Origin of the sequence: Novosphingobium flavum (assembly GCF_014230315.1) — a bacterium.
Taxonomy (GTDB): Bacteria; Pseudomonadota; Alphaproteobacteria; order Sphingomonadales; family Sphingomonadaceae; genus Novosphingobium; species Novosphingobium flavum.
The window spans coordinates 120,478-144,834 of record NZ_JACLAW010000009.1 but is presented as its reverse complement, the minus strand read 5'-3'; the positions used below and the strand labels follow the sequence as shown (position 1 = coordinate 144,834).

Genomic DNA, 24,357 nt, shown 5'->3' with positions numbered 1-24,357 from the left:
CATTTTCTTATGGGGTCAATTCAGCTTCCGATTGACCGTAACATTCGAACCCACCGCCTGCTCACTTGAGCAGCATAACCATCTCATCAGGATGAACGACGTTAAGATTGCTGCGCAGCAGTTCACCGGCAAGGTCCGGATCGGCATGCCGCGGATCAAGCAGCGCCACCCGGTTCCGCAACTCGTCACGCTCGGCCGAAAGCTGCTGCACTTCATGCTGGCGCTGTTCCAGCAGCCGCAGATTCTCGCTCCAGGCGAGCAGCCCGCTCGGCCCCGCGATCGCCCAACCACCCATCACCAGCAAGGCGCCGAGGGCCATGGTTCGGGTTACGGCTTCCTTGGCGAAACGGGGTTCGGTGCGGCTACGCTTCATAGGATCACAGGAATCACAGAAGCGCCCGGCACACAAGAAAATTCTCTCGGGAAACCGTCGATTTGCGCCGATCTGCCCTGTCGGGCGCTTTGCCGATCCGCCCGGCTCAACGCGGGCTCGCCGCTGCTTGGTCGCCGCCCAGGACGCGGTAAAGCGTGACCCGGTTGGAAATCAGCAGGAGGCGTTCGCCCACCAGGGTCCTCTGCACGGTATAGAGGCTGCGCTGTGCATCGAGATTGTCGAGCGAGCTGGCAATTCCCCCGCGATATTGCGCGGTTACGAGCGTTGCCGTGTCGGTCGCCGCCGCGGTCCGGCGCTCCACCGCCGCCAGTTCGTCCCCGATCGTGCCCTGCCGGGCAAGCGCATCGGCCACCTCGCGGAAGGCGGTCTGGATCGCCAGTTCGTAAGTCGCCAGGGCCGCATCGCGCTGCGCCTCGCTGACCGCCACACCGGCCCTGGCCCCGCCGGCGTTGAAGATCGAGTAGCTGGCATTGCCGCCGACCGTGGTGTGAAAGGCGTCTCCGGTGAACAGGGCAGCCAGCGAGTCGCTGGCCAGGCCGAGGAGGCCGGTGAGCGTGATTCGGGGGAACAGTTCGGCCCGCGCCACGCCGATGTTGGCATTGGCCGAGCGTAGCCGGTACTCGGCGGCCACGACGTCCGGACGGCGCAGCAGGACCTCCGAACTGGTTCCCGCAGGCAGGGCCTTGATCGACGCGACCACCTCGGAGAGGTCGCCCGGCAGGAGTGCGGGATCGAACGGAGCGCCGACCAGCAACATGATCAGGTTGCGGTCCTGGGCGAGCGCGGTCTTCTGCGCGGCAACGTCGGCCTCGGCCGTCGAGAGCACCTGTTCCGCCTGGCGCAGGTCCGTGCGCGGGGCCACACCGCCCTCGAGACGGGCCCGGGTCAGCTTGACCGTGGCCTGGGCACTGGAGGCCGTGGCCTCCGCCAGCTTCAGCAGTTCCTGATCGGCACCGTAGCCCGCCCAGGCATTGGCAAGGTCGGCCACGAGGCCGAGCCGCACGGTCCGCGCCGAGGCCTCCGAGGCAAGGGCGGTCTGCTTCTGCGCTTCGGTGGCCGAGGCAAGCCGTCCGAACAGGTCGAGTTCGAACGAACTGATCCCGCCCGAGATCGAATAGCTCGTGCTGGCCGCCTTGCCGCCCGTCCCGCTGTCGCGCGAGGCCGAAGCGCTTGCGGCCACCTCGGGGAACTGGTTGGCGCGAACGACGCGCACCTGTGCCCGGGCTGCGGCAAGGTTGGCTGCGGCCACCCGCAGGTCGCGGTTGTTGGCAAGGGCCTGCTCGACCAATGCCTGCAGGCGGGCATCGGTGAAGATGTCGCGGTAAGACACTGCAGGCAGCGCGGCCTCGCTCTGTGCGAGATAGGCATCGCCGACCGGCCACGAAGCAGGAACCGGCGCCTCCGGCCGGACATATTTCGGGGCCATCGAGCAGCCGGCGAGCAGGGCTGCGAGACCGAGCGATGCAACGCGCTTCATGCTCGTGCCTCCCGCCGCTGCGCAAGCCGTCCGCGCACCGCCTTCAACCCGTCGCGCACTCCGCGGCGCACCAGCACGAAGAACAGTGGGATGTAGAACACGGCAAGGATCGTCGCGGTCAGCATCCCGCCGATCACCGACGTGCCGATGGCGATGCGGCTGTTGGCGCCGGCCCCGGTGGCCACGGCCAGCGGCAGGACGCCGAAGATGAAGGCGAAGCTGGTCATCAGGATCGGCCGCAAGCGGATCCGCGCCGCCTCCAGCGCGGCATCGATCACGCGCATGCCCTTGCGCTCGGCCTGTTCGGCGAATTCGATCATCAGGATCGCGTTCTTGGCGGCAAGGCCCATGGTCGTGATCAGGCCGATCTGGAGATAAACGTCGTTCTGCAGCCCGCGCAGCGTCACGGCGAAGACCGCGCCGACGAGGCCGAGCGGCACGATCAGCAGCACGGCGAAGGGGATCGACCAGCTTTCATAGAGCGCGGCAAGGCAGAGGAAGACCACGACCAGCGAGATCGAGTAAAGCAGCGGCGCGCGGCCGGAGCTGAGGCGTTCCTCGTAGGAGGACCCAGCCCATGCCACGGTCGTCCCCGGGATCTTTGCGGCCAGTTCCTCGATCGCTTCCATGGCTTGGCCCGAGCTGGAATCGGACCCGGCCTGCCCCTGGATCTCGTAGGCAGGTACGCCCTGGAAGCGCGACATCGACGTCGGCGCGGTCGACCAGCCGATCTTGGCGAAGGCTGAGAAGGGAGTCATCGCCCCGGTCGATCCGCGCACGTACCACTGGCCCATGTCCTGGGGCTGCGCCCGGTACTGGGCATCGCCCTGCAGATAGACACGCTTGACCCGGCCGTTTTCAATGTAGTCGTTGACGTAGCGGCCGCCCCAGGCGGTCGACAGGGTCGAGTTTACGTCTGACGGGTTCACGCCGAACGCGGTCAGCCGCGGCGTATCGAAATCGACCTTGAGCGTCGCATTGTCCGGCAGGTCCGTCGTGCGCACGCTGGTCAGGCGAGGATCGTTGTTGGCGGCCTGAACCAGCTTGTCACGAGCAGCGAGGAACTCGTCGTGCGACATGCCGCTGCTGTTGAGCAGTTCCATGGTGAAGCCGTTAGACGAGCCGAGCCCGCGAATGGCCGGCGGCACCAGAATGAACACCTGGGCATCGCGCAGACCCTTGCTGGCCTGGGTTGCGCGCTTGGCGATGGCGTCTGCCGAGCGATCGGAACTGGAGCGTTCGGACCAATCGGTCAGGTTGAGGAAGCCCTGCCCCGAATTCTGGCCACCGCCTCCTTGCCCGCCGCCGCCGGCGACAAGGAAACCGCCCGCAACGTTGGCCTTTTCGGGGCCGAAGAAGTACTTCTCAAGATCTAGCTGGACCTCCTGGGTTCGCTCGATCGTTGTTCCCGCGGGCAGACGCATCTGGATCTGGACGAAGCCCTGGTCCTCGGTTGGCAGAAATCCGCTGGGCAGCCGTGCGAAGAGGACCACCAGGACGACGACGGTCACCGCGTAGATGCCGAGGAAACGCCACTTGTTCTCCACCACGCGCTGCACCGAATTGCGATAACGCACGATCATCGCGTCGAAGCGGTGGTTGAATCCGTCCAGGCCCCGTTGCACCAGGCCGGTGAATTTGGGGAAGTGCCGCTCCATCCACGGCCGGTCGGCGTGGCTGCCGTTATCGCGGGCGCGCAGCAGGGTGCTGGTCAGTGCCGGGCTGAGGATCAAGGCGACCAGCACCGACAGGGTCATGGCCGAAATGATCGTCAGCGAGAACTGGCGATAGATCACGCCGGTGGACCCGCCGAAGAAGGCCATCGGCAGGAACACGGCCGAAAGGACCAGCGCGATCGCGACCAGGGCCATCTGGATTTCGGCCATGGACTTGATCGTCGCCTCACGCGGGGTCATCCCCGGGTTCTCATGCAACAGGCGCTCGACGTTTTCGACCACGACGATGGCGTCGTCGACTAGCAGACCGATCGCCAGCGTCAGCCCGAACATGGTCATCGTGTTGATCGAGAATCCGGCGAGATAAAACACGCCGAAAGTGCCAAGCAGCACGACCGGAACCGCGATCGCCGGGATCAGCGTGGCGCGCCAGGATTGCAGGAAGACGAACATCACGACGACCACCAGCGCGATCGCCTCGATCAGTGACTTGACCACCTCTTCCACCGAAAGCTTGATGAACTTGGTGGAATCGTTGACGTAATCGTACTTGATGCCTTCGGGGAAGGTCTTGCTGAGGTTCTCGACCTCGGCCTTGACCAGTTCCGCGGTCTTGAGCGCATCGGCGCCCGGAGCCAGCGAAATCGCCACGCCGGCGCCCGGATGGCCGTTGAACCGCCCAAAGCTGCCGTAGCTTTCCGCCCCAACCTCGATCCGTGCCACGTCGCGCAGGTACACGGTCGAGCCGTCGGTCAGCGTCTTGAGGGCAATGGCGCCGAACTCGGCCGTGGTCTGCAGGCGCGACTTGGCCGTAACCGTCGCGTTGAGCATGTTGCCCTTGGGCGAGGGAAGCCCGCCAACTTCACCGCCGGCAACCTCGGTGTTCTGGTTGGTGATCGCGGTCACCACATCGCTCGGCATCAGCGACATGGCAGCCAGCCTTTGCGGATTGAGCCAGATCCGCATGGCGTGCTGTGCGCCGAAGATGCTGGTTTCGCCCACGCCGTCGACGCGCGAAAGCGGATCCTGGACATTCGACGTCAGGAAGTCCGAAATGTCATCGCGGGTTCGCTGGTCGGATTCGTCATAGACCGCCACGAGCAGCAACTGGTCGTTGGTCGACTTGGTGACGCGCACGCCCTGCTGCTGGACCTGCGAGGGCAGACGCGACAGGACGCTGGCGACCTTGTTCTGGACCTGGACCTGGGCAGTGTCGGCATTGGTCCCCTTGCTGAAGGTCACGCTGATCGTGGCCTGCCCGCGCGAACTGGACTGCCCGCTGAAATAGAGCATCCCATCCAGCCCGGTGAGCGATTGCTCGATGATCTGGGTGACGCTGTTTTCCACCGTCTCCGCCGAAGCGCCGGGGTAGGTCGCACGGACATTGACCTGGACCGGGGCAATGTCGGGGTATTGGGCGACGGGCAGCGAAAGCAGCGCACCGACGCCGCCCAGCATGACGATGATCGCCAGGACCCAGGCGAAAATCGGGCGGTTGATGAAAATGCCAGACATGTCAGCCGATCAGCCGCCGTTGCCCTGGCCGGAACCGGCCTTGCCGGCTCCCGGCTTGCGCACCTCGATCTTCTGCGGCGTCGATGCCGGCACGGGGCGAACGTCCATGCCGTTCTTGAGGCTCGAACTGGCCTGCGTGATGATCCTGTCGCCCGGCTTGAGCCCCTTGCTCACCACCCAGTCGCCGCCGACCGTGCGCGGCGCGATGACCGTGCGGCGCTCGGCCTTGTTCTGCGCACCGACCACATAGATCACCGCATCGCCGTTCACGTCGCGCGAAACCGCGTTCTGCGGCACGAGGAAGGCATTGGTCTCGACCGACTGGGCGAAGCTTGCCTGGACGAACATGCCGGGGAGCAGCAGCCCTTCCGGATTGGGGAAGCGTGCCCGCAGGGTCACCGTGCCGGTGGCCTCGTTGACGGTCACTTCGGAGAACTGCACCGTGCCGGCCTGCGGATAGGCGCTGCCATCCTCAAGCGTCAGCCTGACCGAGGCGCTGCCCGGCGAGGCGCCGCCAGAAGCAAGAGCCCGGCGCAGCGCGACAAGATCGGCGCTCGATTGCTGCATGTCGACGAACATCTCGTCGGTCCGCTGGATCACCGCGAGGGCATCGACCTGATTGGCACTGACCAGCGCGCCGGAGGTGAAGAGCGAACGGCCGATCCGGCCGGAGATCGGCGCCGGTACCGTGGTGAAGCGCAGGTTGATCCGCGCCGTGTCGAGCGCGGCGCGGGTCTGGGCAACGGAAGCTTGCCCCTGCCGCGATTGAGCCAGAGCATCGGAATAGTCCTGCCGCGATACGGCTTCCATTTCCGCGAGCGGCTTGTAGCGGCTGGCCCGGGCACTGACCGCCTCGGCATTGGCTTGGGCGCTTTGCAGGTTGGCCTGGGCCTGGTTGACGGCGGCGCGGTAAAGGCTCGGGTCGATCTGGAACAGCGGCTGGCCCTGGCGGACATAGGCCCCTTCGGTGAACAAACGCGCGCGGATCACGCCTGTGACCTGAGGTCGCACTTCCGACGTCTCGACCGCGACCGTGCGGCCGCCGAGCGTAACGGTCAACGGAACGGCCGACGGCTTGGCGACGACGAAGCCCACCTGCGGCGCGGGCGGCTTGGACTGCTCCTTCGATCCGCTGCAAGCGGACAAGGACAAGATCGCCACCACGGCCCCGGGCGCGAGGATCAGTCGATACGCAGCAAGCAAGCAATTCACCCCATCGGCAGGTCGGCGTCGCAAACAGGCACGGAGGGGGGAAACGCCGTCCAAGCCCCCGGCGAGCCTGTTATTGGATCATTCCCACCAAACTGTCATCCCGCTCTGTGTGCAATGCGACAAATTGCGACAGTGACACGGTTTATGAGTGCGGATATCACAATTCCGTGCGGCTGCTCGTTGCCTGCGTAATCTAGCCGAGGGCCGATTTCAGGCCGCGGCGCGCGCTTGCAAGCCGATCCGTTCGTATTCCGCGAAGAGCCGCTCGAAGTGCTGCTCCATGGTCACGGGCGGATCGATTTCGCCCACCAGCGGCGCCCGCCCGGCAAACAGATCGACGATCGCCTGCGATGCGGCCAGCGCATTGCCTGCCGCATAGGCGATTCCCGCTCCGCCTCGGGCATGGTCGGCCGCCCCGCCCCGGTCGGGCACGATCACGGGCACGCCGGCCGCACGGGCCTCGGCCGCCGCCATGCAGAACGTCTCGGCCTCGCAGCCGTGGATCAGCGCGTCGGCGCTGGCGAGCAGGGCGGCAAAGCGCTGGCGATTGCGTTCCGGCGCCAGCAGGCGGATATGTGGATTGCCCGCGATCTGGCCGAGGATGCGGTTCTTGTTGCGCCCCGCGCCCAGCATGACCAGCCCGATCGGCAGGGTCCGGCTCGCGGCGGCGACAGCGTCGATCACCATCGGCCAGCGTTTCTCGGCGGAAAGGCGGCCGACACCAATCAACAGGTGGGCATCCTCCGGCAGGTCGCAAAGTGTCAGGAGTTCGCGCCGCAGGGCCAGGTCGCGCCGTTCGGGGGTGAACAGCCCGGCCTCGATGCCCATCGGGTGCAACGCGGCATTGGCCACGCCGCCCTCGGCCAGCCGGCCCTGCAATTCGCGGCTCGCGCAGACCACCTGGTCGAAAGCCTCGCCCAGTTCGCGCAGATGGTCCCAGAAACGCTCGAAGCGGCGGTCGATCGTCTCGCGGCTGAGCAGGGCGCCGAACCAGCGGTAGGCATAGGCCGAGAGCGGATCGGCATGCATGATGAGCGCCTTGGGCACATCAGGGCGCCAGCGGGCCACCATGCTCGCACTGCGCCACGGCGACGAACATTCGACGAAATCCGGCGCCTCGGCGGCCAGGGCTTCGTGAAGGCGCGGCTCGTCGTCGAAATACCAGTACTTGCGGTCGAGCGGGAAGCGCGGCGATGCCAGGGTCACGATCCGGGCTCCGGGCCCGCGCGTGATCACCTCGTCGTGGTCACCGGGGGCGATGATCACGATCTCATGACCGAGCCTGGGCCCGATTGCCAGCTTCTGCTCGATATAGGTCTTTACCCCGCCGCCCTGGGGCGAGAGAAAGGCGCAGACGTCGACGATCTTCATGCCAACGCCCTACAGGCGCGTCAGTTCTTCCGCAACGGTCCGAACGACATCAGGCCCGTGCGATAGTTCATCACGACCGCGATGCGCGAAATTCCGTTGCCGGTCACGACCACGCTGGAATGGCCAGCCTTGGGCTTGCTCAGGCCTAGCTTGGGGTTGCCGGAAAAAGCGATCCCGTCGACCGACAGGCCGAACTTGCGGTTGCCGTCGCGGTCGTGGAGGATCGACACGGCATAGGTACCGGGGCCGGGAATGCGCACGCACAGCTCGACCGGGTTTTCCGCGCCGACCGGCTGCTCGACCCGGCGAAACGTCTTGCCTTCCGAGATCAGGATGTTGTCATCCTGCAGGAAATCCTTGTCGTTGGCCGGATAGACTTCGAGCTTGAGATTGCCGCGATGATCCTTGAGCCCATCGACCCGCACCAGCAGCGCCGGCCCGCCCTCGCCCGAACGGCACTTGCCTTCGGCCTTGCCCAGATCGGGGGTCGAGGGAATGATCGGCTGCGCAGCGGCCATCGGGGCCGTCAGCGCCGCCGCTGCCGTCAGGACCAGGCCGAGGGAAACACCAAGCTTCATCACGCACTCCTCCGCGTCTCGATCAGCCCCGCAACGCCGGAAATCACGCCGGCCAGAACGTGGCCGCCCAGCGTGACAACCGCCATCAAGGTCATCAGTGCCGCGATCTCGAGATCATGGCCGAGCAGAAACACGGCGATCCCGGCAAACACGATGTCCTTGTTCGGCAGGAGCGGAAGACGCGAAACCAGCATGCGCAGGGTTGCCAGCACCATCCACAGCCCGACCGAGACCTGCGGAAGGACGAGGTGCCACATCAAGGCTGAAAAGGCGATGAACGTGATGATGCGAAGGCCGTGGATGCCCGTAATGAACCACAGCTCGCGCCGGCTGAGCGAGAACAGCTTCTTGCGGAACAGCAGGATCGCACAGGAAATGAGCAGGACCACGCCGAGCGACAGGAAGACCGAGCGCATCGGCATGCCCAGCGAGCCCGATGCCACCAGCGGCCAGGCCAGCACCAGCATGATCACTGTTGCGGCGTTGCCGGTCAGGGCCGAGAGAATCGCCACGTCCTTGATCGCGCCGAACGGAGCGGCGATCAGGTTGGCCCGCGCCCGCGCCCAAGCATAGAACTGCGCCTCGCCGAGGTAGCCCAGCACCAGCTCGTTCGAGACGAGCTTGCGCAGCAGGGCCATGATCCCGCTAACGAAGGGAACGTGCCAAAGCCGGCGGAAGATCACCCATTCGAACAGCGGGCCGTGCATGTAATAGATCACGAAGATCAGCCAGAAGCCCACGTCGCGCGGGATCATGGCCTCAACCGTGTCGACCCGCAGGTCCCGGTAGGTAAAGGCCGCGGCGAAGACCACCACGACCGACAGGATCACCCCGACCAGCCCGAACAGCCCGTTGCGGGCCGAGACCGACGGCGTGTCGGCCACCTGGATCGGCGGAAGGCCATCGCCTGTCGATTGGTAGGTTGCTTCTGCCGTATGCATGTTCCGTCCGCGCCAAGTGCATCCCTGAAGACGGCGCCCCGTCCGGCCTTGCATCGGATGTATAAGAATTCGATCGAGCCCGTTGCCGGGCCGTCTTTATCGCGCCGTGGCCCGAGCGCAAGCAACAATAGCAAGGAACCGGTCGATCCGGTGCCGCAAAGTCCGCCTATACATCGGGAAAGGCGCGATTTTCACGGCCTGCCGTCCTGCAGCAGATTCCCGTAGCGCACCGCGGGCCGTCGCGCCGCAAAGCTGGCATAGGTCCGCGCTATCGAATCCATCAGCGCCGGAACCGTGGTGTCGCCGGGATGGACCGCGACGCGCGCGACCTTCATCCCGTGAAAGGCCGCGCGCGCCAGCGCAGCCACGCCCAGCGAACTGAGCTGGCGCCCCACGCTGCGGCTCGCCCAGGTTACGACCGGCCCGCGGGCCAGCGTCTCGCCGGTGCGCGCGTTCCACACCTTCATGTGATCCTCGGCGATGGCGAAGTCGGCCTTGGCCAGCGCCGCCAGCGCGTCGGGGCCATAGAGCCAGGCCGGCGCGATGAAGCCTGCGACCGGTCCGCCGATGGCATCCTCGATCAGCGCCTTGCCATCGGCCATGCGCTGCGCTGCCACTTCTTCCGAGAGGCCGAGGAACTCGCCCTCCCCGGCCGTCATGTGCTTCGCCTTGAAGCTGGCCATGCCCGAGTGCTCGGCCATATCCTTGTGGTACCAGCCGTGGACGAACATCTCGATGCCCTGCCCGGCCCAGTCGCGCAGCCGCGCGCGGAAGGCCGCCGCCTCGGCCAGCGGCGCCAGCCCCCAGTGATCCGGCACGACCAGCATGGCGAATTTTGGCCCGCCCAGCACCCCGGAAATCAGCTCGGCCAGCCGGTCGACCTCGCGCTCGAACCTCGGGCCCACGTCATGGATCGAGGCGAGCAGGACCTTGTCCACCGCGCTCAGCCTTCCGCCCCGGCAAAGCGCCAGTTCATCGTTTCGCCGGCAAGCCATGGCACGATCTCGCCCTCGCCCATCGGCAGGCGCGCCGGCATCACCGTTTCCCCGCGCGTCAGCGTGACCGTCCCCTCATTGAGCGGCAGGCCGTAGAACTTCGGCCCATTCTCCGAGGCAAAGGCCTCGAATCGGCCCAGCGCGCCCTCCTCGTCGAACACCGTCACATAGCTCTCCAGCGCATTCGGCGCATTGAAGATGCCCGCGCAGCCGCAGCCCGATTCCTTGGCCTGCACGAGGTGCGGCGCGGTGTCGGTGCCAAGGAAGAACTTGGCGCTGCCGGAAGTCGCCGCCTTGCGCAGGGCGAGGCGATGCACCTCGCGCTTGGCGATCGGCAGGCAATAAGCGTGCGGCCGGATCCCGCCAGCGAAGATCGCGTTGCGGTTGATCACGAGGTGGTGGCAGGTGATCGTCGCCGCCACGTTGTCAGGCGCCGCCGCCACGAACTCGGCTGCTTCCTTCGTCGTGATATGCTCGAACACCAGCTTGAGCGCCGGAAAATCGCGCAGGGTCGGGATCAGCACGCGCTCGATGAACACGGCCTCGCGGTCGAAGATGTCGGTCGCCGCATCGGTCACCTCGCCGTGGACGAGCAGCGGCATGCCGATCGCCTGCATGGTCTCCAGCACCGGGTAGATCGAGCGGATGTCGGTTACGCCGTGGGCCGAATTGGTCGTGGCATGGGCAGGATAGAGCTTGCAGGCCGTCACCGCGCCATTGGCAAAGCCCGCGGCCATGTCCACCGGATCGGTCCCGTCGGTCAGGTACAGGGTCATCAGCGGCGTGAAACCCGCCGGCGCCACCTTGGCAATCCGGTCCCGATAGGCCAGCGCCAGCGCCGTCGTCGTCACCGGTGGCGAGAGGTTGGGCATGACGATCGCCCGCGCGAACTGGCGCGCGGTATGGGCAACGGTATCGGCCAGGAATGCCCCGTCGCGAAGGTGAACGTGCCAGTCGTCGGGGCGGCGGATGGTAAGGCTGTCAGTCATCGCCCGCGCCCATAGCGCAGCTTGCGCCGCCGGCACAACAAGCCCGCGTGCGCGTTGTGCTTGCGGTTCCAGCAAGGAGAGGCCCGATGCGCGTCATGGTCCTGGTCAAGGCCACCGAGGAGAGCGAGGAGAAGGGCTACCACCCCACCCCGGAAACGCTGGCGATGATGGCGGAAATGGGCCGCTTCAATGACGAACTCGCCGCCGCCGGAATCCTGCGGATGGCCGATGGTCTCAAGCCCTCGTCCGCCGGCAAGCGCGTGGCCTTCGATGGCGCCGTCCGCACCGTCACAGACGGCCCCTTCCCTCACCCGCGCGAACTCGTCGCCGGTTTCTGGCTGTGGGAGGTCAAGGACATGGAAGAGGCCGTGGCCTGGGTGAAACGCTGCCCCAACCCGATGGCGGGGCCCAGCGAGATCGAGATCCGCCCGCTGTTCGAGGCCGAAGACCTGAGCTGAGCGGCGAGTGGTGCGCCCGACGGGATTCGAACCCATGGCCCCCAGATTAGGAATCTGGTGCTCTATCCGGCTGAGCTACGGGCGCACTCGCGGCTCCTTTAGGCGGCGCCGCGCGATCGGGCAACCGGGTTCACCCAACTAGTTGGCCTGCTCGGGCGGCACGACTGGAAACAGGATCGGCGCGATTTCCACGCCTTCCTCCAGCAGGTCACGAACCTCCTCCGGCCGTGCCTGGCCGTGGATCGCCTCGGGATCGTTCTCGCCGTAGTGAATGGCCCGGGCCTTTTCCGCAAAGTCCTCCCCCACCCAGCGCGAAGACTTGAGCGCCTGGGCCTGGGCCTCGGCAATCGCCCGCAACATCGCGGCCGCCTCGGGTGGAAGCGCGGGCCCTGCATTGGCAACCGCCGGCACCGGGCCGCCCACCGCCTTTCGCGCTGGTTCGGGCAACTGGTTGCCCTTGCGGCCGACATTGGGCGCCATCACCGCCTTGTTCACCTCGGCCGACCCGCAGGTCGGGCAGCACACCAGCCCGCGCTCCTGCTGGCGCGCGAAATCCTCCGAGGAGGAAAACCACCCCTCGAACCGGTGCCCATCAGGGGCGCATTGCAGGTCGAAAACGATCATGACGCGAATCTAGTTGGGGATCGCGCGCCGGTTGGCAAGGCTCGGCAACTGCGCCCGCACCGCCGCGATCCGCGCCGGGTCGATCTCGGCAAAACCCAGCCCCGCCGCGCCGCCGTCATCCGCCCCGCCCATGTCGAGCAGGACATGCCCCCATGGATCGACCACCAGCGAATGGCCATAGGTCTCGCGTCCGTCCTCGTGCCGGCCAACCTGCGCTGCGCTGATCACGAAGGCGCTGGCCTCGACCGCGCGCGCGCGCTGCATCAGGTGCCAGTGATCGCGCCCGGTCGGCACGGTGAAGGCCGCCGGGATCGCGATGGCATCGCATTGCCGCCGCCCCAGTGCCTCGAACAGCGCCGGAAACCGCACATCGTAGCAGATCGCCAACCCCAGCCTGCCGACCGGAGTGCCCTCGACCACGCCCAGCGCCTCGCCCGGTGCATAGGCGTTCGATTCCCGCCACGATTCGCCCGTAGCAAGGTCGACGTCGAACATGTGCATCTTGTCGTACCGCGCCCGGATTTCGCCGTCCGGCCCGATCACCAGCGCACGGTTGGCAAAGCGCCCGTCACCCTCACCCGACCGGCGCAGCGCCAGCGAACCCAGCGCCACCCAGATCCCAGCCCGGGCCGCCGCCTCGCGCGCGGCCGCCAGCGTCAGGTCGGCCTCCTCGGACACGATCGAGGCCGCGGCCCGCTTGCGGTCGCGGTCGATCAGCCCCGCCATTTCCGGGGTGAACAGCATCGCCGCCCCCTCGGCCGCGGCCCGGGCCGCCCCTTCGGCAACGGCGCGGGCATTCGCGGCGGGGTCGATCCCGCTGGTCATCTGCAGCAGCGCGATGCGGGTCATTCAGAGGCCCAGCACGGGATCGAGCTTGCCCGCCCGGTCAAGCGCGTGAATGTCGTCGCTCCCACCATAGGCAACATCGTCGATGAACACCTGCGGCACGGTCCGCGCGCCCGGCGCGCGCTCGACCATTTCGGCCCGCTTCTTCGTGTCCATCGTCACGTCGTACTCGGTGTAGGCCACACCCTTGCTGTCCAGCAGTGCCTTGGCCCGCACACAAAAGCCGCAGCCCCACTGGGTATATATCTCGACCTTGGCCATCGTCGTCCTTTGCTCGGCGCGCCGATCGGCTTCATGCCGGGCGCAACCCTTGAAACGCCCGGGCGCTAACATATCTCCCACCACGTGTCATGCGCCGCCCCCGCCTGTCCCGAGTGAAGGTGAAGCGGGCGTGACACACTGCCGGGATGCCATTCGGGTCCCGCCGGTCCGTTGAATTGCTCGAATGAGGATTTGCACCATGAACCGCTTTGATTTCACCCCCTATCGCCGCAACACCGTCGGGTTCGACCGGTTGTTCGACCTGCTCGAGAATGCCTCGCGGGCCAGCGGCGGTGACAATTACCCGCCCTTCAACATCGAGCGCCGGAGCGAGGATGCCTATCGCATCACCCTCGCCGTCGCCGGGTTCAAGCCCGCGGACCTCGATATCACCGCGCAGCAGAACCTGCTCGTGATCCAGGGCCGCAAGGTCGACGAGGGTCAGGGCGATGGCCAGTTTCTCCACGTCGGGATCGCCCAGCGCGGGTTCGAGCGCCGCTTCGAGCTTGCCGATTTCGTCAGGGTAGAGAATGCCAACCTCGAGGACGGCCTCCTGATCATCGACCTCGTGCGCGAAGTGCCCGAGGCGATGAAGCCGAAGAAGGTCTCGATCGGCACGCAGAAAAGCCTCGACGTGGTCGAGGCGCGCCCGGCGGTCGGAGCGCAGGACAAGGCTGCCTGATTGATTGCGGCTGGCGCGCCTGACTGGCGCCGCCACGGGAAATTCGGGGGTGGGTCCGGGAAGACCCACCCCCACGACGCCGCGAGGACATCGCCAAGCCCCTTCCTGATCGTCCGGGTCGCAGAAGACGATCGATCCAGGTCAAGCCTGTATTACGGGCGGGCCAGGCCCGATCCCAAACATCGTGCTGCACTATTGATGGACGGCAGTGATCTATCCCCGCAGCTCGCACAATAGCGCGCTGATGACAGGAAAAATGATCACGAATTCTGTCACAATTCGCAAAACGGGTGTGAGCCTCCGGTAGGGCATGCCGTTTTGGATTGGCAAGGACTTTCCAAAATATAACGAAGAATTTGCATTTCATTGTGCATCGGAAAAATGCAGTCCGCAGAAACAGAAAGGGCGCCAATTCGCCGTTAATTCGGCAAATTGGCGCCCTTCTAGCGGTATTTACTTGCTGTCTTTAGACAAGGCGTGCCTGGCGCAGCGCGGCTCCGATGAAGCCGCTGAACAGCGGGTGCGGCTCGAACGGCCGGCTCTTGAGTTCGGGGTGGAACTGCACGCCCACGAAGAACGGGTGGTCCGGCCGCTCGACGATCTCGGGCAGCAGCCCGTCGGGCGACATGCCGGAGAAGACCAGCCCGCCCCGCTCCAGCGCGTCGCGATAGGCGCAGTTGACCTCGTAGCGGTGGCGATGGCGTTCGCTGATCTCGCTCGCGCCATAAATGGTTGCCGCATGACTGTTGGGCGAAAGCTTAGCCGGATAGGCACCGAGCCGCATGGTGCCGCCCAGGTCCCCGCCCTCGGCGCGGGTCTGCAGCCCTTCCTCGGTCATCCACTCGGTGATGATGCCCACCACCGGTTCTTCGGTCGGGCCGAACTCGCTCGAGGATGCTGCAGCGATGCCCGCCGTGTTGCGCGCGCCCTCGATGCAGGCCATCTGCATGCCGAGGCAGATCCCGAAGAACGGCACCTTGCGCTCGCGGGCAAAGCGCACGCTGGCGATCTTGCCCTCGGTGCCGCGCTCGCCGAATCCGCCGGGGACGAGGATGCCGTGCATCGGCTCAAGCTGTGCCGCGATTGCCGCATCGTCCTGCTCGAACAACTCGGCGTCGAGCCACTTGATCTTGACCTTGACCCGGTGGGCGATGCCGCCGTGAACGAGCGCCTCGTTGAGCGACTTGTAGGCATCCTGCAGGCCGACGTACTTGCCGACCACGCCGATCGTCACTTCGCCCTCGGGGTGCTGATAGCGCTCGACGATATCGTCCCAGCGCGAAAGGTTCGGCTCTACCGAGGTCAGCCCGAAATGGCGCAGCACTTCGGCATCGAGCCCTTCGGCGTGATACTGCAGCGGCACGGCATAGATGCTGGAAGCGTCGAGCGCCGGGATTACCGCTTCCTTGCGCACGTTGCAGAACAGCGCAATCTTGGCGCGCTCGCCGTCGGGAATTTCCTTCTCGCAGCGGCACAGCAGCAGGTCGGGCTGAACCCCGAGCGCGGTCAGTTCGCGCACCGAGTGCTGGGTCGGCTTGGTCTTGAGTTCACCCGCCGCCGCGATGAACGGCACCAGCGTCACGTGAATCGAACAGGTCTGATCGCGGCCGAGTTCATTGCGCATCTGGCGCAGAGCCTCGATGAACGGCAGGCCCTCGATGTCGCCCACCGTGCCGCCAATCTCGCACAGCACGAAATCGAGGTCTTCGGTGTCGGCCTGGGCAAAGGCCTTGATCGCGTCGGTCACGTGCGGAATGACCTGCACGGTCGCGCCGAGATAGTCCCCGCGCCGTTCCTTGGCGATGATCGTCTGGTAGATCCGGCCCGAGGTGATGTTGTCCGCCTGCCGCGCCGAAACCCCGGTGAACCGCTCGTAGTGGCCAAGGTCAAGGTCGGTTTCCGCGCCGTCGTCGGTCACGTAGACCTCGCCGTGCTGGTAGGGGCTCATCGTTCCGGGATCGACGTTCAGGTAGGGGTCGAACTTGCGGATCCGCACGCGAAAACCGCGCGCTTGCAGCAGTGACGCGAGGCTCGCCGCCATGAGACCCTTGCCGAGCGAGGAAACCACGCCGCCGGTGATGAAAATGTACCGCGCCATGGGAGTTGGGCCTTAGTCCTGTTCGGGGGACAAGGGCAAGCGTCTCCGGCAAGGGAGCACGCAAAATCCACAGTCCCGCATTGCTGCACAATGCCGGAAGCGCCGCAATCGACTGGCGATGCGGAGCAGGAAGACCGGCGATGGGGTTGCGCGGCCCTTGCGAGCCGCGCCTGGGGAGCGCGCGGCCTTGGGTCAGGCCGCGCATGTCTGGTCCGGCTTACTGGGCCGGGGTGGCGGCGGGCAGCGGACCCGCTGCCGGAGCCGGATTGGCGAGCGGGTCCGCCGGCGCCTTCTGGACCGGGGCAACACGCTCGAGCGAGGTGTCGAGATCGCGCGAGCCGATGGTTTTCACCGCCAGCCCTGCCAGGGCGATCGAGAGGACGACGAAGATCGTGGCCAGGATCGCCGTGCTGCGGGTCAGGAAGTCCGCCGCGCCGCGCGCCGACATGAACCCGGTCGGGCTGCCGCCGGTGCCGAGGCCGCCGCCTTCCGACTTCTGCATGAGGATCACGCACACGAGGAGCGAGGCAACGATCGCCTGGACGACCATGAGGAAGATGAACAGATTCATGAATATCCAATCCGTCAGGCAAGAGCCCGGAATCGACCGCCATCTAGGCGCCCATCACGCGCAGCGCAAGGGTGGGAATGCCCCGCCCTCGTTGCCGGCGTCAGCCCTCGCGCACCGCCGCGGCGGCCGCCACGATGGCAAGGAAGCTCTCGGCGGTCAGGCTCGCCCCGCCGACCAGCGCCCCATCGACGCCCTCGGCCGCGAGCAGGTCGCGCGCATTGTCCGCATTGACCGAGCCGCCATAGAGAATGCGCACCGAGGGCCCGGCCTCGCCAAGCGCGCCGGCCAGCGTCTTCCCGATCGCCCCGTGCATGGCGACGACGTCGTCCACCGCGGCCACCCGCCCGGTGCCGATCGCCCAGACCGGCTCATAGGCCACGGCAACCTTGGCCGCCTGCCCCTCGTCGGCAAGGTCCGGCAGCGATCCCGCCACCTGCCCTTGCACCACGGCCTCGGCGCGGCCCGCGTCGCGCTCTTCCAGCGTCTCGCCAACGCAGATGATCACCCCCAGCCCCGCCGCCAGTGCCGCCTCGGCCTTGGCCTTGACGAGGCCATCGGTCTCGCCATGGTCGCGCCGCCGCTCCGAATGGCCGACGATCACGAAGTGAGCGCCCGCATCGGCCAGCATGGCCGCTGAAATGTCGCCGGTGTGGGCACCCTTGACGGCAACATGGCAGTCCTGCCCGCCCGTCTCGAGCGCACCGACCTGTTCGGCCATGGCCTGGACCAGGGTGAACGGCGGCGCCAGGCCCACCTGCACCTCCGGGTAGCGGCCCGCCCCGCGCTCGATCGCCCGCGCCTCGGCGAGCATCGCGCGGATGCCGTTCATCTTCCAGTTGCCAACGATATAAGGCCGATTGGACATGCATGATCCCTGCTGCACCGCTTTGCTGGCGCGCCGACCGCGGCCATCTGGCCCGCGATTCCCCCCGCGCCACGGCATTTGCCGCGCTGCTAGGCACCCGGCGCCCGCTTGTCAAAAGCGCAAGGCGCGATTTTCCCGTGGCTGAGCCGGTAATACGACGAACCGCAAGCGGGATGAAGCGCATAGGCCCGTTGCGATTGGCGCGATTGCCTCCTAAAGCCGCCCACCGGACCGCCGCCGCGCGCGGCGCCTAGAGGTGACAGGTTTTTCATGCTCAATATCTTTCGCTCGTTCATGAAGTCCAAGGTCGGCGCGGCGCTTGCCCTGCTTTTCCTCGGGCTGATCGCGCTGGCCTTCGCCGCCGCCGACGTTACCGGCAGCGGTACCTTCGGCTCGGTCACGGGCGGAGACCGGGTGGCCAGCGTCGGCAAGCGCAAGATCAGCACCGCCGATCTCGGCCAGGCCGCAACCACCGGGCTCGAGCAGGTCAAGCAGAACAACCCGCGCCTGACGATGCAGGCCTTCGTCGCCGGCGGCGGCCTGACCGAGGCGCTCGACCAGCTGGTCGACCGCGCCGCCATCTCGGAATTCGGCGCCGAACACGGCGTCATCGCCAGCGATCGCCTGGTGGATAGCGAACTGGCCAAGATCGACGCCTTCAAGGGCATCGACGGCAAGTTCAGCACCGCCACCTTCAAGGCCGTCCTCGCCCAGCGCGGCCTCAACGAAGCCGCCGTGCGTCAGGACATCGCCGATGGCCTCGTTGCCCGCCAGCTGCTCGTTCCGGCCGCCTTCGGCGCCAAGATGCCGCAGTCCGTGGTCGGCCGCTACGCCGCCCTGCTGACCGAGCAGCGCACCGGCTCGATCGCCCTCATCCCTTCGGGCGCCTTTGCGCCCAAGGCCCAGCCGACCGACGCGGACCTCGCCGCCTACTACAGCGCGCACCGTGACAATTTCATCCGGCCCGAGCGCCGCGAGATCCGCTGGGCCGTGTTCGACGACGCCGCGATCAAGAACGTCCCCGCGCCGACCGAGGCCGAGATCGCGGCCCGCTACAACGGCAACAAGGCGCAATATGCCGCCACCGAGAGCCGCAAGGTCACCCAGCTCCTGCTGCCGACCGAGGCTGCCGCCAAGGCCGTCCTCGCCGAGGTTTCCGGCGGCAAGACCCTCGAGGCCGCAGCCTCGGCCAAGGGTCTCGCCGTCGCCGCGATCGGCCCCTCGACCAAGACCCAGCTGACGACTCAGACCAACCCGGCGCTCGCCGATGCGGTCTTCGCCGCGGCCAAGGGTGCGATGGCCGGGCCGATCAAGGCCACTCTCGGCTGGGCGATCCTGCGCGTCGACGTCATCGACCAGCGCCCCGGCAAGACCCTCGATCAGGCCCGCGCCGAAATCAGCGCCGACCTCGCCGCCCAGAAGAAGCGCACCGCGCTGTCCGACTTCTCGAGCAAGATCGAGGAAGAGTTCGACAATGGCGGCTCGCTCGGTGACGTCGCCAAGGAACTGTCGCTGACCCTTCAGCAGACCGAGCCACTCACCGCGGATGGCAAGGTCTATACCAAGGGCACCCCGGCCCCGGCCGAACTCGCCCGCGTGCTGCAGACCGCCTTCTCGATGGAGCGCGAGGGCCAGCCGCAGCTCGCCGAAATCGAGCCCGGCAAGAAGTTCGTGGTCTTCGACGTCGCCCGCATCACCGCGTCGGCCCCGGCCCCGCTCGCCGAGATTCGCGGCGACGTCGCCTCGGCCTACCTGCTCGAAAAGGGCGCCGCCGCCGCCAAGGCCGCCGCCGAGAAGGTCTCCGCGCAGGCCCGCAAGGGCACCGATCTCGGCGCGGCCCTGGCCGGCCTCGGCGTTGCCGGCCTGCCGCCGGTCCAGCGGCTGAACATCAACCGGCAGGAATTCTCCCGTCAGGCGAATGGCATTCCGCCCGCGCTCGGGCTGCTGTTCTCGATGGCGCAGGGCACGACCAAGGTCCTTGCCGCTCCCGGCGGGCAGGGCTGGTTTGTGGTCAGCCTCGCGAAGATCGTCCCCGGCACGCCGCAACAGGCCGCCCCGCTGCTCGCCTCGGCCACGGCCGAACTGTCGCAGATGACCAGCCGCGAATATGCCGAGCAGCTGCGCAAGGCGATGCGCGATGCAGTCGGTTTCAAGAAGAACCAGATCGCGATCGACGCCGTCTCCCGCCAGCTGACCGGCACCGGCAACTGATCGCCCGCGAAGCACCCAGCGCATGACCCTGACCGCGACCGCCGCCGCCACCAGCACCCCGGAAAACGCCGCGCCGGCCCTTGCCCAGCTCGCCGCTGGCAAGCCGGCGCTCGTCTGGCGCCGGCTGGTGGCCGATACGGAAACCCCGGTCGGCGCCGCGCTCAAGCTGTTCGAGGACGGGCGCGGCGATTTCCTGCTCGAGTCGGTCGAAGGCGGCGCCGTGCGTGGGCGCTACAGCCTGCTCGGGATCGATCCTGACCTCGTTTTTCGCGCCACCGGCCACGGGGCCGAGATCAACCGCGCCTGGCAGACCGACCGCGCGGCCTTCTCACCGCTCGCCGGCGATGCGCTTGCCGAACTGCGGGCGCTGGCCGCCTCCTGCCGGATCGACGTCCCGGCCGAGTTGCCCCCGGCGCTGGCCTGCCTCGTCGGCTATTTCGGCTACGAAACGATCGGCCTCGTCGAGAAGCTGCCGCGCGCCCCCCAGTCCGCGCTCGAACTGCCCGACATGCTGTTCGTCCGGCCGACCCTGATCCTGGTGATCGACCGCTTGTCCGACGCCCTGTGGTGCGTCGCTCCGCTCTGGCCCGGTCAGGGCGAGCCGCAGGCCCAGATCGACGCCGCGGCCGAGCGGATCGACGCCGCCCTCGCCCGCCTCGCCCGCCCGGCCCCGCCGCCGGTCCACCGGGCCGACCTGCCCGAGCCGGTCCGCACCCCGGTCATCGCGCCCGAGCGTTATGAACAGATGGTCCGCAAGGGGCAGGAATACATCGTCGCGGGAGACATCTTCCAGGTCGTTCTGGCCCAGCGCTTCACGACGCCTTTCGCCCTGCCGCCGATCGCGCTCTACCGCGCGCTGCGCCGGGTAAACCCCTCGCCGTTCCTCTATTTTCTCGACCTGCCCGGCTTCGCCCTGATCGGGTCGAGCCCGGAAATCCTCGTCCGCGTTCGTCACGGCGAAGTCACGATCCGCCCGATCGCCGGCACCCGCCCGCGCGGCGCCACGCCCGAGGAAGACCGCGCCAACGAGGAAAGCCTGCTGGCCGATCCCAAGGAACGGGCCGAGCACCTGATGCTGCTCGATCTCGGCCGCAACGATGTCGGCCGGGTCGCGGCCAAGGGCTCGGTCAAGGTCACCGAGAGCTACACGATCGAACGCTACAGCCACGTCATGCACATCGTCTCGAACGTGGTCGGCAAGCTCGATACGGCCAATCACGACGCGGTCGACGCGGTTTTCGCCGGCTTCCCGGCGGGCACGGTTTCGGGCGCACCCAAGGTCCGCGCCTGCGAGATCATCGCCGAACTCGAACCCGAAACGCGCGGCGCCTATGCCGGCGGCGTCGGCTATTTTGCCCCCGATGGCTCGGTCGATTCCTGCATCGTCCTGCGCACCGCCGTACTCAAGGACGGGGTCATGCACGTTCAGGCCGGCGCCGGAATCGTTGCCGACTCGGTCCCCGCCAGCGAGCAGGCCGAGTGCGAGAACAAGGCAGGCGCTCTCTTCGCCGCCGCGCGAGAGGCAGTCCGGCTCGCGGCCGAACCCGGCTTCGGGCAATGAACGGCGGCGGCTTCGAGATTACCCTCACCGAAGAGGATCTCGTCGCCGCCTTCCGCCTTCATGCCCGGCTCGAACGGACCCGCCCGCTGTTCCTGGCCGTCCTGCTGCTGGTCGAACTGCTGGTGATCCTGCTGATCTGTTCGCCGCAGGCACGCTGGTCCGTTACCTCGCGCCCGCTCACCCTGCTGCTCGAAGGCGCCCTCGCCCTCGCCGCGCTGCTGCTCTTGGCGGTGATGATCGCCCTGCGCCCGCTCTGGCGCCTCGCCGCCCGCCGCCAGCTGGCCCAGCGCCCCGACCTCTCGGGCCCGATCCGCTATGCCTTCACCGATGAAACGCTCAGCCACGGCACGGTCTTCAGCGAATCGACCTATCCCTGGTCCGCCCTCCATGGCTGGCGCGAGGACGAGCGCACGCTGATGATCTACATCTCGTCCCAGTTGTTCTACCCGATCCCCAAGGCCAAGGTTCCACCCGCAACGATCGCCGCGCTCACCGGGGCCTTGCAAGCCGGCGGTGTCGTGCGCAGGTAGGATTTGCTTGCTTGCCGCGCCGAAGGCTGAAAAAGGGCGGGACCATGATCCTTGTCATCGACAATTACGACAGCTTCACCTGGAACCTGGTCCATTACCTGATGGAACTGGGCGCCACGGTCGAGGTCGTGCGCAACGATGCCCTCACCGCGCAGCAGGCGGTGCAGTCCGGCGCCAACGGCTTCCTGCTCTCGCCCGGTCCCTGCACACCGAATGAGGCGGGGATCAGCCTCGATCTGGTCGGCGCCGCGGCGGACAACGGCTTGCCGCTCCTCGGCGTCTGTCTCGGGCACCAGTCGATCGGCCAGTATTTCGGCGGCAAGGTCGTGCGCGGCGGGCTGATGCACGGCAAGACCAGCCCGGTGACGCATGACAATACGGGCGTGTTCGAGGGTATCCCCTCGCCGTTCCTCGCCACCCGCTATCACTCGCTCATCGTCGATCCGGTGCCGAACGCGCTCGCGGTCAATGCCCGTTCCGACGATGGCCACACGATGGGCTTCCGCCACGTCTCGCTGCCGATCCACGGTGTGCAGTTCCACCCCGAATCGATCGCGACCGAGCATGGCCACGCCATGCTGGCCAACTTCCTGAAGCTTTGCGGAGTTCAGCCCGCCGCCCTTCCGGCATGAGTCTGCTGCCGCCCGTCACCACCGCTTCGCTGCACGAAGACGAGGCCGAGGCCGCCTTCGCCGCCATGCTCGACGGCAGGGTGGCTGACGAGGACATCGCCGCATTCCTCGTCGCCCTGTCCGACCGGGGCGAGACCGCAAGCGAGATCACCGGCGCCGCCCGCGCCATGCGCGCGCGAATGATCCCGGTGGCCGCCCCGGCAGGCGCGATCGATGTCTGCGGCACCGGCGGCGACGGCCTTCACACCCTCAACGTCTCGACCGCTGTCAGCCTCGTCGTCGCGGCCTGCGGCGTGCCCGTCGCCAAGCACGGCAACCGCGCCGCCAGTTCCAAGTCGGGCGCGGCCGATACGTTGGAAGCTCTCGGCCTCAATCTCGACCGCGCGGTGGAGACGGCGGAGGACACCCTTGCCGATCTCGGCATCTGCTTCCTGTTCGCTGCCCGGCATCACCCGTCGATGGGGCGGATCATGCCGATCCGCAAGGCGCTCGCTCGCCGCACCATCTTCAACCTGATGGGCCCGCTCGCCAACCCGGCCGGCGTCACCCGCCAGCTCGTCGGCATCGCCCGTCCGGCATATGTCCCGATCTATGCCGACGCGATCCGCCGTCTCGGTACCGAGAAGAGCTTCGTCGTCTCGGGTGATGAGGGGCTCGACGAACTCAGTCTTGCTGGCGGCAACGAACTGGCCGTGGTCGAAGGCGATGCAGTGCTGATGCAGCGCGTTTGCAGTGCCGATGCAGATATCCCGTCGTCGCCGGTCGAGGCGATCCGCGGCGGCGATCCGGCCTATAACGCAGCGGCCCTGCGCGCGCTGCTGATGGGCGAAACCGGCCCCTACCGGGACGCCGTCCTTTTCAACGCCGCCGCCGCCCTGATGGTGGCAGGAGAGGCGGAAAACTGGGCTTCCGCCGCCGAGGAAGCCGCCGAAGCCATTGACAAGGGGCTGGCCAAGGCCCTGCTCGACTGCTGGATCAACGTGCTCAAATGACCGACAAGCTCGCTGAAATCTGCGCCACCACGGCCGCCGAAGTCGCCCGGCGCAAGCCGTTGAAATCGCTCGCCGATCTCGACGCAATGGCCGCCGCGCAAACGCCTCCGCGCGGGTTCGAGGCCGCCCTGCGCCGTGCGGCCCAAACCGGCTACGGCCTCATTGCCGAAATAAAGAAAGCCAGTCCTTCCAAGGGCTTGATCCGCGCCGATTTCGATCCCCCCGCCCATGCCCGGCAATACCAGGAAGGCGGCGCCACCTGCCTCTCGGTCCTCACCGACGCGCCCTATTTTCAGGGGCATGAAGACTTCCTGATAGCTGCAAGAAATGCCTGCCAACTTCCTGTAATCAGGAAGGATTTCATGGTTGACCCATGGCAGTGCGCCGAGGCCCGGGCCATCGGCGCCGATGCCATCCTGATCATCGTCGCTGCCCTGTCGGACGCCCAGATGATCGAGATCGAGGCCGCCGCCATGGAGCGCGGCATGGACGTTCTGGTCGAGGTTCACAACGAGGAGGAAATGGCCCGCGCCCACGTCCTCAAGTCGCGCCTCGTCGGCGTAAACAACCGCGATCTCAAGACTTTCGTCACCGACCTGACCACTACCGAACGCCTCGCCCCGCTCGCCCCGAACGGCGCGCTGCTCGTCGGCGAAAGCGGGATCAATGCCCATGCGGACATCCTGCGTCTCGAACAGGCCGGCGTCCGCTGCTTCCTCGTCGGCGAGAGCCTGATGCGCCAGTCAGACGTCGCTGCTGCCACGGTAACCCTTCTCAACGGCTGAAACCCTAGGGACTTGCCCGCTGGGTCGCGGCCATCCGACCTTTACCCTGCCCGTCTAGAGAAGCCACATTTCCGGCTTTGAGGACGAGGCGGT

At 67.0% G+C, this 24,357-nt stretch carries 23 protein-coding genes and 1 tRNA gene; 8 read left to right on the top strand and 16 right to left on the bottom strand.

Annotation, left to right across the window (positions count from 1 at the left end; genetic code table 11):
• Positions 1-61 precede the first annotated feature (61 nt).
• From H7F51_RS12920 to pyrC, 9 genes are all read right to left on the bottom strand, one after another.
• The gene (locus H7F51_RS12920) at positions 62-319 is read right to left on the bottom strand and encodes an FtsB family cell division protein (RefSeq protein ID WP_246448336.1); all 258 of its coding nucleotides are present in this window, start codon (positions 317-319) and stop codon (positions 62-64) included.
• A 160-nt stretch (positions 320-479) separates the two neighbouring features.
• The gene (locus tag H7F51_RS12915; RefSeq protein WP_185664719.1) at positions 480-1,871 is read right to left on the bottom strand and encodes an efflux transporter outer membrane subunit; all 1,392 of its coding nucleotides are present in this window, start codon (positions 1,869-1,871) and stop codon (positions 480-482) included.
• Positions 1,868-5,062: a multidrug efflux RND transporter permease subunit gene (locus tag H7F51_RS12910; RefSeq protein ID WP_185664718.1), complete on the bottom strand. Its 3,195-nt coding sequence runs from the start codon at positions 5,060-5,062 to the stop codon at positions 1,868-1,870. Before H7F51_RS12910 ends, H7F51_RS12915 begins: the two co-directional genes overlap by 4 nt.
• 9 nt (positions 5,063-5,071) lie before the next feature.
• The gene (locus H7F51_RS12905; protein WP_246448334.1) at positions 5,072-6,214 is read right to left on the bottom strand and encodes an efflux RND transporter periplasmic adaptor subunit; all 1,143 of its coding nucleotides are present in this window, start codon (positions 6,212-6,214) and stop codon (positions 5,072-5,074) included.
• Positions 6,215-6,484: 270 nt separating this feature from the next.
• Positions 6,485-7,645 (bottom strand): glycosyltransferase, encoded by a 1,161-nt coding sequence (locus tag H7F51_RS12900; protein ID WP_185664717.1) that lies wholly within the window; start codon positions 7,643-7,645, stop codon positions 6,485-6,487.
• A gap of 20 nt (positions 7,646-7,665) precedes the next feature.
• Positions 7,666-8,223 carry a DUF2141 domain-containing protein gene (locus H7F51_RS12895; RefSeq protein ID WP_425491026.1) on the bottom strand — a complete coding sequence of 186 codons (558 nt, stop codon included), beginning with the start codon at positions 8,221-8,223 and terminating at the stop codon, positions 7,666-7,668.
• Positions 8,223-9,164 (bottom strand): hypothetical protein, encoded by a 942-nt coding sequence (locus tag H7F51_RS12890; protein ID WP_185664716.1) that lies wholly within the window; start codon positions 9,162-9,164, stop codon positions 8,223-8,225. Before H7F51_RS12890 ends, H7F51_RS12895 begins: the two co-directional genes overlap by 1 nt.
• Positions 9,165-9,355: 191 nt before the next feature.
• Complete coding sequence (locus H7F51_RS12885; protein WP_246448373.1) at positions 9,356-10,111, bottom strand: DUF2334 domain-containing protein; 756 nt, start codon at positions 10,109-10,111, stop codon at positions 9,356-9,358.
• Positions 10,108-11,148, bottom strand: coding sequence for a dihydroorotase (gene pyrC / locus H7F51_RS12880; protein ID WP_185664714.1), 1,041 nt, complete (start codon positions 11,146-11,148; stop codon positions 10,108-10,110). Before pyrC ends, H7F51_RS12885 begins: the two co-directional genes overlap by 4 nt.
• A gap of 86 nt (positions 11,149-11,234) precedes the next feature.
• Here pyrC and H7F51_RS12875 point away from each other — a divergent pair, with 86 nt between their 5' ends.
• The gene (locus H7F51_RS12875; RefSeq protein WP_185664713.1) at positions 11,235-11,606 is read left to right on the top strand and encodes a YciI family protein; all 372 of its coding nucleotides are present in this window, start codon (positions 11,235-11,237) and stop codon (positions 11,604-11,606) included.
• Between the two features lie 8 nt (positions 11,607-11,614).
• Here H7F51_RS12875 and H7F51_RS12870 read toward each other — a convergent pair.
• The 4 genes from H7F51_RS12870 to grxC form a co-directional block, all read right to left on the bottom strand.
• Positions 11,615-11,691, bottom strand: a tRNA-Arg gene (locus H7F51_RS12870).
• 53 nt (positions 11,692-11,744) lie between these two features.
• Positions 11,745-12,230, bottom strand: coding sequence for a DUF1178 family protein (locus H7F51_RS12865; protein ID WP_185664712.1), 486 nt, complete (start codon positions 12,228-12,230; stop codon positions 11,745-11,747).
• Positions 12,231-12,239: 9 nt separating this feature from the next.
• Positions 12,240-13,079 (bottom strand): carbon-nitrogen hydrolase family protein, encoded by an 840-nt coding sequence (locus tag H7F51_RS12860; RefSeq protein WP_185664711.1) that lies wholly within the window; start codon positions 13,077-13,079, stop codon positions 12,240-12,242.
• The gene (gene grxC / locus H7F51_RS12855) at positions 13,080-13,337 is read right to left on the bottom strand and encodes a glutaredoxin 3 (RefSeq protein ID WP_185664710.1); all 258 of its coding nucleotides are present in this window, start codon (positions 13,335-13,337) and stop codon (positions 13,080-13,082) included. It abuts the gene before it with no gap.
• A gap of 199 nt (positions 13,338-13,536) precedes the next feature.
• Here grxC and H7F51_RS12850 point away from each other — a divergent pair, with 199 nt between their 5' ends.
• Positions 13,537-14,019, top strand: coding sequence for an Hsp20 family protein (locus tag H7F51_RS12850; RefSeq protein WP_185664709.1), 483 nt, complete (start codon positions 13,537-13,539; stop codon positions 14,017-14,019).
• 466 nt (positions 14,020-14,485) lie between these two features.
• Here the strand turns inward: H7F51_RS12850 and pyrG are convergent, their stop codons facing one another.
• The 3 genes from pyrG to tpiA form a co-directional block, all read right to left on the bottom strand.
• Complete coding sequence (gene pyrG / locus H7F51_RS12845) at positions 14,486-16,117, bottom strand: CTP synthase (RefSeq protein ID WP_185664708.1); 1,632 nt, start codon at positions 16,115-16,117, stop codon at positions 14,486-14,488.
• Positions 16,118-16,334: 217 nt separating this feature from the next.
• Entirely contained in the window at positions 16,335-16,682 is a 348-nt protein-coding gene (gene secG / locus H7F51_RS12840) for a preprotein translocase subunit SecG (RefSeq protein ID WP_185664766.1), read from the bottom strand.
• A gap of 106 nt (positions 16,683-16,788) precedes the next feature.
• On the bottom strand, positions 16,789-17,553 hold the full coding sequence (gene tpiA, locus H7F51_RS12835; RefSeq protein WP_185664707.1) for a triose-phosphate isomerase: 765 nt from the start codon (positions 17,551-17,553) through the stop codon (positions 16,789-16,791).
• Between the two features lie 270 nt (positions 17,554-17,823).
• Here tpiA and H7F51_RS12830 point away from each other — a divergent pair, with 270 nt between their 5' ends.
• Genes H7F51_RS12830 through trpC form a run of 6 tightly spaced genes read left to right on the top strand, consistent with a single transcriptional unit; the run spans position 17,824 to position 24,264 of the window.
• A complete protein-coding gene (locus H7F51_RS12830) occupies positions 17,824-19,764 on the top strand; it encodes a SurA N-terminal domain-containing protein (protein WP_185664706.1) in 1,941 nt (646 codons plus the stop codon).
• 22 nt (positions 19,765-19,786) lie between these two features.
• On the top strand, positions 19,787-21,325 hold the full coding sequence (trpE, locus tag H7F51_RS12825) for an anthranilate synthase component I (RefSeq protein WP_185664705.1): 1,539 nt from the start codon (positions 19,787-19,789) through the stop codon (positions 21,323-21,325).
• Complete coding sequence (locus tag H7F51_RS12820) at positions 21,322-21,855, top strand: YcxB family protein (protein WP_185664704.1); 534 nt, start codon at positions 21,322-21,324, stop codon at positions 21,853-21,855. The genes trpE and H7F51_RS12820 overlap by 4 nt, the downstream gene beginning before the upstream one ends.
• A gap of 44 nt (positions 21,856-21,899) precedes the next feature.
• Positions 21,900-22,487 carry an anthranilate synthase component II gene (locus tag H7F51_RS12815; RefSeq protein WP_185664703.1) on the top strand — a complete coding sequence of 196 codons (588 nt, stop codon included), beginning with the start codon at positions 21,900-21,902 and terminating at the stop codon, positions 22,485-22,487.
• On the top strand, positions 22,484-23,479 hold the full coding sequence (gene trpD / locus H7F51_RS12810) for an anthranilate phosphoribosyltransferase (RefSeq protein ID WP_185664702.1): 996 nt from the start codon (positions 22,484-22,486) through the stop codon (positions 23,477-23,479). Before H7F51_RS12815 ends, trpD begins: the two co-directional genes overlap by 4 nt.
• Entirely contained in the window at positions 23,476-24,264 is a 789-nt protein-coding gene (gene trpC / locus H7F51_RS12805; protein WP_185664701.1) for an indole-3-glycerol phosphate synthase TrpC, read from the top strand. The genes trpD and trpC overlap by 4 nt, the downstream gene beginning before the upstream one ends.
• Positions 24,265-24,357 lie beyond the last annotated feature (93 nt).

What these genes read in the sequence shown, in the direction of transcription:
- H7F51_RS12920 (WP_246448336.1), bottom strand. Translation starts at nt 319, where the DNA reads ATGGCCCTCGGCGCCTTGCTGGTGATGGGTGGTTGGGCGATCGCGGGG.
- H7F51_RS12915 (WP_185664719.1), bottom strand. Translation starts at nt 1,871, where the DNA reads ATGAAGCGCGTTGCATCGCTCGGTCTCGCAGCCCTGCTCGCCGGCTGC.
- H7F51_RS12910 (WP_185664718.1), bottom strand. Translation starts at nt 5,062, where the DNA reads ATGTCTGGCATTTTCATCAACCGCCCGATTTTCGCCTGGGTCCTGGCG.
- H7F51_RS12900 (WP_185664717.1), bottom strand. Translation starts at nt 7,645, where the DNA reads ATGAAGATCGTCGACGTCTGCGCCTTTCTCTCGCCCCAGGGCGGCGGG.
- H7F51_RS12895 (WP_425491026.1), bottom strand. Translation starts at nt 8,223, where the DNA reads ATGAAGCTTGGTGTTTCCCTCGGCCTGGTCCTGACGGCAGCGGCGGCG.
- H7F51_RS12890 (WP_185664716.1), bottom strand. Translation starts at nt 9,164, where the DNA reads ATGCATACGGCAGAAGCAACCTACCAATCGACAGGCGATGGCCTTCCG.
- pyrC (WP_185664714.1), bottom strand. Translation starts at nt 11,148, where the DNA reads ATGACTGACAGCCTTACCATCCGCCGCCCCGACGACTGGCACGTTCAC.
- H7F51_RS12875 (WP_185664713.1), top strand. Translation starts at nt 11,235, where the DNA reads ATGCGCGTCATGGTCCTGGTCAAGGCCACCGAGGAGAGCGAGGAGAAG.
- H7F51_RS12865 (WP_185664712.1), bottom strand. Translation starts at nt 12,230, where the DNA reads ATGATCGTTTTCGACCTGCAATGCGCCCCTGATGGGCACCGGTTCGAG.
- H7F51_RS12860 (WP_185664711.1), bottom strand. Translation starts at nt 13,079, where the DNA reads ATGACCCGCATCGCGCTGCTGCAGATGACCAGCGGGATCGACCCCGCC.
- grxC (WP_185664710.1), bottom strand. Translation starts at nt 13,337, where the DNA reads ATGGCCAAGGTCGAGATATATACCCAGTGGGGCTGCGGCTTTTGTGTG.
- H7F51_RS12850 (WP_185664709.1), top strand. Translation starts at nt 13,537, where the DNA reads ATGAACCGCTTTGATTTCACCCCCTATCGCCGCAACACCGTCGGGTTC.
- pyrG (WP_185664708.1), bottom strand. Translation starts at nt 16,117, where the DNA reads ATGGCGCGGTACATTTTCATCACCGGCGGCGTGGTTTCCTCGCTCGGC.
- tpiA (WP_185664707.1), bottom strand. Translation starts at nt 17,553, where the DNA reads ATGTCCAATCGGCCTTATATCGTTGGCAACTGGAAGATGAACGGCATC.
- H7F51_RS12830 (WP_185664706.1), top strand. Translation starts at nt 17,824, where the DNA reads ATGCTCAATATCTTTCGCTCGTTCATGAAGTCCAAGGTCGGCGCGGCG.
- trpE (WP_185664705.1), top strand. Translation starts at nt 19,787, where the DNA reads ATGACCCTGACCGCGACCGCCGCCGCCACCAGCACCCCGGAAAACGCC.
- H7F51_RS12820 (WP_185664704.1), top strand. Translation starts at nt 21,322, where the DNA reads ATGAACGGCGGCGGCTTCGAGATTACCCTCACCGAAGAGGATCTCGTC.
- H7F51_RS12815 (WP_185664703.1), top strand. Translation starts at nt 21,900, where the DNA reads ATGATCCTTGTCATCGACAATTACGACAGCTTCACCTGGAACCTGGTC.
- trpD (WP_185664702.1), top strand. Translation starts at nt 22,484, where the DNA reads ATGAGTCTGCTGCCGCCCGTCACCACCGCTTCGCTGCACGAAGACGAG.
- trpC (WP_185664701.1), top strand. Translation starts at nt 23,476, where the DNA reads ATGACCGACAAGCTCGCTGAAATCTGCGCCACCACGGCCGCCGAAGTC.